We start from the raw sequence: 6,782 nt of genomic DNA on the forward strand, positions 1-6,782 counted from the left end.
CATGGCGGAACAATTTGAAACGCGGCGTTTGCATGCTGGGTACGATCCAGCTAAACATGGGCATTCCCCATTAGTGCCGATTTATCAAACTGCGGCGTTTGCCATGACTGATCCTAACGGTGCTAATCCAGAAGGGTTTGTGTATTCGCGGGTGGGCAATCCCACAGTCGAAGCATTTGAAAACCGCATCTGTGACCTTGCTGGCGGCGTCACTGCCACAGCAGTCGCCAGTGGCATGGCGGCGATCACCGATACACTGCTCAATGTGGCCGAAGGCGGCGGTCGCATCATCGCCCCAAGCAATATTTATGGCGCGGGTTTGGATGAAATGAATTCGTTGTTGCCGAAATTTGGTATTGAAACTGATTTTGTCCAAGATATCAATGACTTTGCTGCCGTTGAAGCGTTGATCACCCCTGAAACCAAGGCGATTTATACCGAATCCGTGGCCAATCCTAGCACCGCGATCGCCGACATTGAAGGCTTGGCGGCGTTGGCGCACAAGCATCATGTGCCGTTGATTGTGGATAACACGTTCCCGACGCCTTATCTGTTTCGGCCGCTGGAACATGGCGCGGACATCGATGTGTATTCGTCAACCAAAGCCATCAATGGCCACGGCAATGTGGTGTCTGGCATTGTGGTTGACGGGGGGCATTTTGACTGGGATCAAGCGCGTTTTCCGCAATTTCATGAAAAAGAACTGATCTTACCAGATGCTGAAGGCGAACCCCAAACTTTCGTCGAAGCTTTCGGCAATGCAGCGTTTGGCCATCGCATCCGGTTGAAATATGTGCGCTTGTTTGGCGCAGTGATGAGTCCTTTTGATGCATACTTGGCGCTGTTGGGGATCGATACGATCGCTGAGCGCCTAGACAAAGAAGTGCACAATGCGGTGAAAGTGGCGCAATATCTCACCACCAATCCGCATGTCACCGCCGTGCATTATGCCGGCTTGCATCCGGAAGATCCGCTGGTCAAGCGCTACTTCCCTAAAGGCGTCGGCGCGATTTTCAGTTTTGAACTGGCGGCCACGGAAGCTCAAGTGGACAAATTGTTACTCAGCACCAAAGTCTTTACCTATTTACCTAACGTTGGGGATTCGCGGTCGTTGATCGTCAACCCTAGGCGCGTGACCCACCGCGAAGTGCCAGTGCGCTTCCGCGATGAACAAGGGTTAACGGCTAACTTGGTGCGCTTGTCGATCGGTTTAGAAGACGCGGATGATTTGATCGCAGATTTGGATCAAGCTATCGCGCAGGCGTTTGAATAGGAGGCAGCAAATGAGCAATTCAGCTTGTGCTTGGCAACCAGGCAAGAAGCCGGCGGCAACTAAGGAACCGGCCAGCATCAATCAGCGCTTCTCCACCGGGGAGCTGCCGGTTGAAGCGGACCGTTATCGCCTGGTGTGGGGCCGCTTTTGCCCATGGGCGACGCAATCGGCCATCGCCATTGACTTATTGAAGCTGCCGATTTCCAAAGGCGCGATTTATCCTTATCGGCGTGAGACTTTAGACACCGATTGGGTGTTTGGCCCGGACGATTCCGTGATCGATCCCGTGTTAAAAATCGCCCGCGTATCGCAAGCTTACCAGAAGGCAATACCGGATTTCGCCGGGCGCTCGACCGTGCCTGCTTTGGTCGATATTCAAACTGGGGCGGTGGTCAACAACGATGCCAATGTGTTGTTAAATGAACTGACCCAAGCATGGGGCGATACCAGCTTGAATCAGCCAGATGAAGCGGCGTTTGATGCGCGGCTTCTCGCGCAGGTCAACCAAGCGCCTGGGGCGATTCTCGACACCACTAGCCAAGCGGACTACGACACCAAAGCCAAAGCGTTCTTTGATACCTTGGCGGCGTTAAATGCCCGCTTGATCGAACATCCGTATATCTTTGGCGAGCAGCTGACCCAAGCGGATATCCGTTTGTTTGTCACCTTAGTGCGCTTCGATCTGGTGTATTCGCAACAAAATAAGCTGAATTACCGCCGATTAGTCGACTATCCACAGCTGTGGGCTTATGCCAAACGCCTGTATCAAATTCCAGCATTTCATGACAATACGGACTTTGATGCGATTTTGGCGCATTTTTATCAAGTCTCCGACGCGCCAGTCACCGACTTTGATCGCGTGACGCCATATACGGATCGCCAAGCGGCTTGGCAAGATTGACATCGCCTTAAAAGTTCACTATCATAAGCGTAACGTCAAAGCTTGCGATGGTAGTGTCAATTTGCTGGTGCACAGAGAACTCTTGTGACTGAAAAAAGAGTCACCAGCTGACATGATTTGGCTCGCAAGGGACAATCGGTGTACGCGCCTTAAGCGATTTGAGAGGTCTCAAAAATAATTTTTGAGGCAAGTTAGGTGGTACCGCGCTCAGCCGTCCTATGTTTAACGACATTTGGACGGCTTTTTTATATTCAGGAGGAAATAACATGGCAAAACATACCTTTTTAACTGGGGATCGCCCCACTGGCCGCTTGCATATCGGCCACTACATCGGCAGTTTGCAAAACCGCGTGGCCTTGCAAAATTCAGGCGATTACAACAACTTTGTGATGATCGCTGACACTCAGGCTTTGACGGATAACGCCAACAACCCAGAAAAGATCCGCCACTCCCTGATGGAAGTGGCTTTGGATTATTTGGCTGTGGGCATTGATCCAAAGAAAACCACGATTTTAGTGCAATCTGCGATCCCAGCCTTGTCTGAGTTGACCATGTACTATTTGGACTTGGTCACCGTTGCGCGCTTGAACCGCAACCCAACGGTGAAAACTGAAATCAAGCAAAAAGCGTTCGGCGAATCTGTGCCTGCCGGCTTCTTCGTTTACCCAGTGTCTCAAGCGGCCGATATCACTGCTTTTAAAGCGGACACCGTGCCAGTTGGGGATGACCAAGAACCGATGTTGGAACAAACGCGTGAAATCGTGCGCACCTTCAACCGGACTTACAACGCTGACGTTTTAGTCGAACCAGAAGGCTACTTCCCACCTAAAGGTTCTGGTCGTTTGCCAGGCATCGACGGCAATGCCAAAATGTCCAAGTCTTTAGGCAACGGCATTTATTTAGCCGATGACGCCGACACGGTGCAAAAGAAGATCATGTCCATGTACACCGATCCAAACCACATTCATGTTTCAGATCCAGGCCAAGTGGAAGGCAACGTTGTGTTCACGTATTTGGATATTTTCGATCCTGATAAGCAACACGTCGCTGATCTCAAAGCCGAATACCAACATGGTGGCTTAGGGGATGTGAAGATCAAGCGTTACTTAAACGACGTCATGGATGCAGTGCTTTCTCCTATCCGTAACCGTCGTTTGGAATACGCTAAAGACATGGCTTCTGTGCAACAAATCTTGATTGATGGCACGGCCCATGCCAATGAAGTCGCCAACCAAACTCTGCAAGAAGTGCGCGATGCCATTGGTTTCAACTACTTCAAATAATTGCGTTGCGTTTCGTGACATCGATGCCTAGCGACCGAAGAAGCTGTGAGCGTCTATACTCAAAATTCAACCAGTGATGGTCTATGAAATGACCAACGCTAAGCCCATCTGATGGCAGTGAATCGTTGTGAGTAATGAAATAGATCCAAGTGGCTGAGACATAAAGCGAACTTAGCATAGAGTAGAAGGCGCCTGACGAGTAAATCCCGAACTTAGGATTTGCTTGGCAGGCGCCTTTTACGCAAATGCGTTGCTTTATGGCTCGTACAATCGTGCAATTTTCGGGTTTATTTTGTTGTCTTTAATGATATCTTGGTCACTTGGATCTATTTATTTTAAAGTGAATTCTGAATAATTAGAAGTAGTCGGTTCATCGCTGAAGATAGTGTCTTTGTATTGATCCGCAAGTTGTGGTGTCTGGTAGAAATTGGTATCGACAATTTCTTGTGCGCCAGAGGCCATGGCCAGTACAGGCTGTTGCGTACCGTTGAGATCTCGGGATTCAACCCAGTAGAATTCGCCAGCGCCGGCAGTTTGAAACCATCCCCTGAGGCTGATCATCGGGACGTTTGCGCCTGGTGCAGTTGACAACATTGCGCTTTGCCAACAAGCATGAGGCGACTCACTAATTTCATTGCTGATGTCGCTATTAGACATCAGCAATTGTTTGTCGGCTTTCGTGTGTTCATTTTGCCAATGGACCGGTAAAGGTTTATCGTCGAAGGCAATTGAATTTTCAGTAATGATCACTGTATATTGTTTTCCATACGACCACCCGTACCAAGTCCCGATAAAGTTTGAGGGAAATACTGGTTTTGGTTTTGCTGCCGAACTGGTTGACTGTTGGCTTGAAGCATTACTGGTGAAAGCGGCTGGATTTCCCTTAAGAATTTGTTGATAGCCGGTTTTGAGTTGTTCATTTTTCGTTTGACGCACCGAAAGTCGTCCGTTTTTGATGGCATCTTGTGCGATCAGAACCTTACCCGTTCCGTTTGCCTTTAACGTAAATAAATATAAGCGGTGTTTTTTGCTGTCAGCATAGGCCGCAATAATATTTGTCGCTTTAGCACTTGCATGTTTTGCTGAAGGAAACCAGTTTGCAGATTGATGCGCATCGTCAACTGTGAGTGATAAGTGATGCTTGATCGCAGTTGAAAGATTTTTTGAGTACCATTGTGTCTTTGACGTTGAACTGACAATGGTGTAATTTTGATGCTTTGCTTTTGCGAAACTTTGCATGAATTCGGATAAATGGTGGTCCTTGGTCTTATTCCAAGCGATTGTTGTATGGTTTTGAGAACTAACGATTTTGCTTGAGGTCGTTGCAGAAGAGCTTGTGACATGAGACGTCACTTTAAAATGGACGAAGACGCCAAAAATAATCGCTGCCATGATACCAATGAAGCAGCCGGATAGCGCACCAATACCAGATCTTTTTGCCTTAGCAGGCTGTTCGTGAATCCAGACGAGAAATAATATGAGGCCAACAATTGGCAAGAACAAGCCTAAGAAAAACCACCCAATGCTCGCTGATTCTTGTTTGGCGTCGCTACGTAATCTGCTCATGATAAAACTCCCCCTACCCATTCACTGTATTTTCCATCAAAATGAATTCGCTTTCAAGCCTGACAATGTCGAGATTATATGGCAAAGATATCGGCCTTAAGCCTGACGCGACGTGCAGGCGTCATGGTACACTAAAGATATCTAGAGAGGGGTTAACACAATGCAAAGCAAACGATTGAGTCCCGTGGCGATCACTGGGCTGATCATCGCAGCCGCTGCGGTGATCTTCGGTATTTACGGCGTCAGCACCTACAACAGCTTAGCCAAGCAAAACCAGGAAGTCACTGCCCAATGGAGCCAAGTGGAAAACGTCATGCAACGGCGCGCCGACTTGATTCCAAACTTGGTCAGTGCCGTTAAAGGGTCCATGAATCACGAAACCGAGATTTTTGACAACATCGCCAAAGCGCGCAGCAACTATAACAATGCGACCACGACCAAAGCCAAGGCGACAGCAGATAGTCAATTACAAGCCCAAACGGCTAATTTGATTTCTGTGATCAAAGAATCTTATCCGAAACTGTCTTCTCAAGCCAATGTCCAAACCTTGATGACTCAACTGGAAGGTAGCGAAAACCGCATCAGTACTGAACGGCAACGCTACATTGAAGACGTGAAGGCTTACAATCAAAGTGTTGTGACCTTCCCGAAGAACATTTTTGCCAACATGATGGGCTTAGGCCAAAAGGCGACCTTCAAAGCGGATCCATCGGCTAGCGAAGTGCCAAAGGTCGATTTGAACAACTGAAAGATGTGATGAAATGAAAAAGCATCGCTGGTGGCTCCTATTATTGCCACTATTTATGTGGCTGTTTGCAGCACAGCCGGTGCATGCCGCCACAATTCCAGAAAAGCCTGCTGGTGTGAATTACTATGATGGCTTGAATCTATTAGATGATCAAAGTAAATCCTTGATCAATTCGACGAACAAGACTTGGAGCAACACCACCCAACAACCGCAAATCGGCGTCGCCGTAGTGAAGTCCAGCGGCGGGGATATCGCATCGTATGCTGCCGACATTTTGCACAATTGGGGTGTCGGCAATGCCAAGCGTAACAACGGGGTCGTGATCGTGTTTGCCAAAAATAGTGGCAAAAACAACATGTTCATTTCCACCGGTTACGGCATGGAAGCCGATTTAACTGACGCGCAAGCCGAACAGATCCTACAAGCGCATTTATCAGACATCAAATCGAAATCTGATGCGCGGGTGAATACCGCGATTCGTGGCGTGTTCAAAGATGTCGCCAAAGTCATCGACAAAAAGTACAAATTCAAATCGTCGACCACTGACGCTGATGCGGAAACTGAGCAACAATCGGAATCTCGCAGTAACAGCTTGTTCAGTGGCATCATCAAAGTGGCATTTGGCGTGGTGATCGCCATTATTATTCTGCTGTCCATCGGCGGCGGTAATGGTGGTGGCGGTGGTCGCCGGCGTCGCGGCAACAACGACTGGATCTTGTGGGGCATTCTCGGCAGTTTGCTCGGCAGTGGTCGCCGCGGACCACGCGGACCGTTTGATGGCGGTTCCGGTGGTGGTTTCGGCGGCGGAGGCGGATTTGGTGGCGGCTCCGGTTGGGGCGGCGGTGATGGCGGCGGCGGTGGCGCTGGCGTTTGATCACGACAACTAAAATCAAATTTCGAACACTCAGGCGACTGGTCTGGGTGTTTTTGTTTGCCTAAATTCAGAGTCAAAATGAAAACGCAAATTGCAAGAACAAGTTAGCCACTCCGTGGCACGACACCGTGAGGCGA

6 protein-coding genes are annotated in these 6,782 nt (G+C 49.0%); 5 read left to right on the forward strand and 1 reads right to left on the reverse strand.

Going from position 1 to position 6,782, the window contains the following annotated elements; translation table 11 throughout:
- Window position 1: 1 nt before the first annotated feature.
- From FD01_RS08165 to trpS, 3 genes are all read left to right on the forward strand, one after another.
- Complete coding sequence (locus FD01_RS08165; protein WP_054715674.1) at window positions 2-1,273, forward strand: O-acetylhomoserine aminocarboxypropyltransferase/cysteine synthase family protein; 1,272 nt, start codon at window positions 2-4, stop codon at window positions 1,271-1,273.
- Window positions 1,274-1,283: 10 nt separating this feature from the next.
- Window positions 1,284-2,174, forward strand: coding sequence for a glutathione S-transferase C-terminal domain-containing protein (locus tag FD01_RS08170; RefSeq protein ID WP_056963642.1), 891 nt, complete (start codon window positions 1,284-1,286; stop codon window positions 2,172-2,174).
- Window positions 2,175-2,440: 266 nt separating this feature from the next.
- Window positions 2,441-3,457: a tryptophan--tRNA ligase gene (gene trpS, locus FD01_RS08175; protein ID WP_056963644.1), complete on the forward strand. Its 1,017-nt coding sequence runs from the start codon at window positions 2,441-2,443 to the stop codon at window positions 3,455-3,457.
- Window positions 3,458-3,787: 330 nt separating this feature from the next.
- On the opposite strand, the gene FD01_RS08180 is transcribed toward trpS, so the two are convergent.
- Window positions 3,788-4,954 carry a DUF4767 domain-containing protein gene (locus tag FD01_RS08180; RefSeq protein ID WP_191991445.1) on the reverse strand — a complete coding sequence of 389 codons (1,167 nt, stop codon included), beginning with the start codon at window positions 4,952-4,954 and terminating at the stop codon, window positions 3,788-3,790.
- A gap of 229 nt (window positions 4,955-5,183) precedes the next feature.
- On the opposite strand from FD01_RS08180, the gene FD01_RS08185 reads away from it, so the two are divergent.
- Window positions 5,184-5,771, forward strand: coding sequence for a LemA family protein (locus FD01_RS08185; RefSeq protein ID WP_056963647.1), 588 nt, complete (start codon window positions 5,184-5,186; stop codon window positions 5,769-5,771).
- A 13-nt stretch (window positions 5,772-5,784) separates the two neighbouring features.
- Complete coding sequence (locus tag FD01_RS16840; protein WP_056963649.1) at window positions 5,785-6,645, forward strand: TPM domain-containing protein; 861 nt, start codon at window positions 5,785-5,787, stop codon at window positions 6,643-6,645.
- Window positions 6,646-6,782 lie beyond the last annotated feature (137 nt).

The organism is Lacticaseibacillus manihotivorans DSM 13343 = JCM 12514 (assembly GCF_001435035.1).
GTDB lineage: Bacteria > Bacillota > Bacilli > Lactobacillales > Lactobacillaceae > Lacticaseibacillus > Lacticaseibacillus manihotivorans.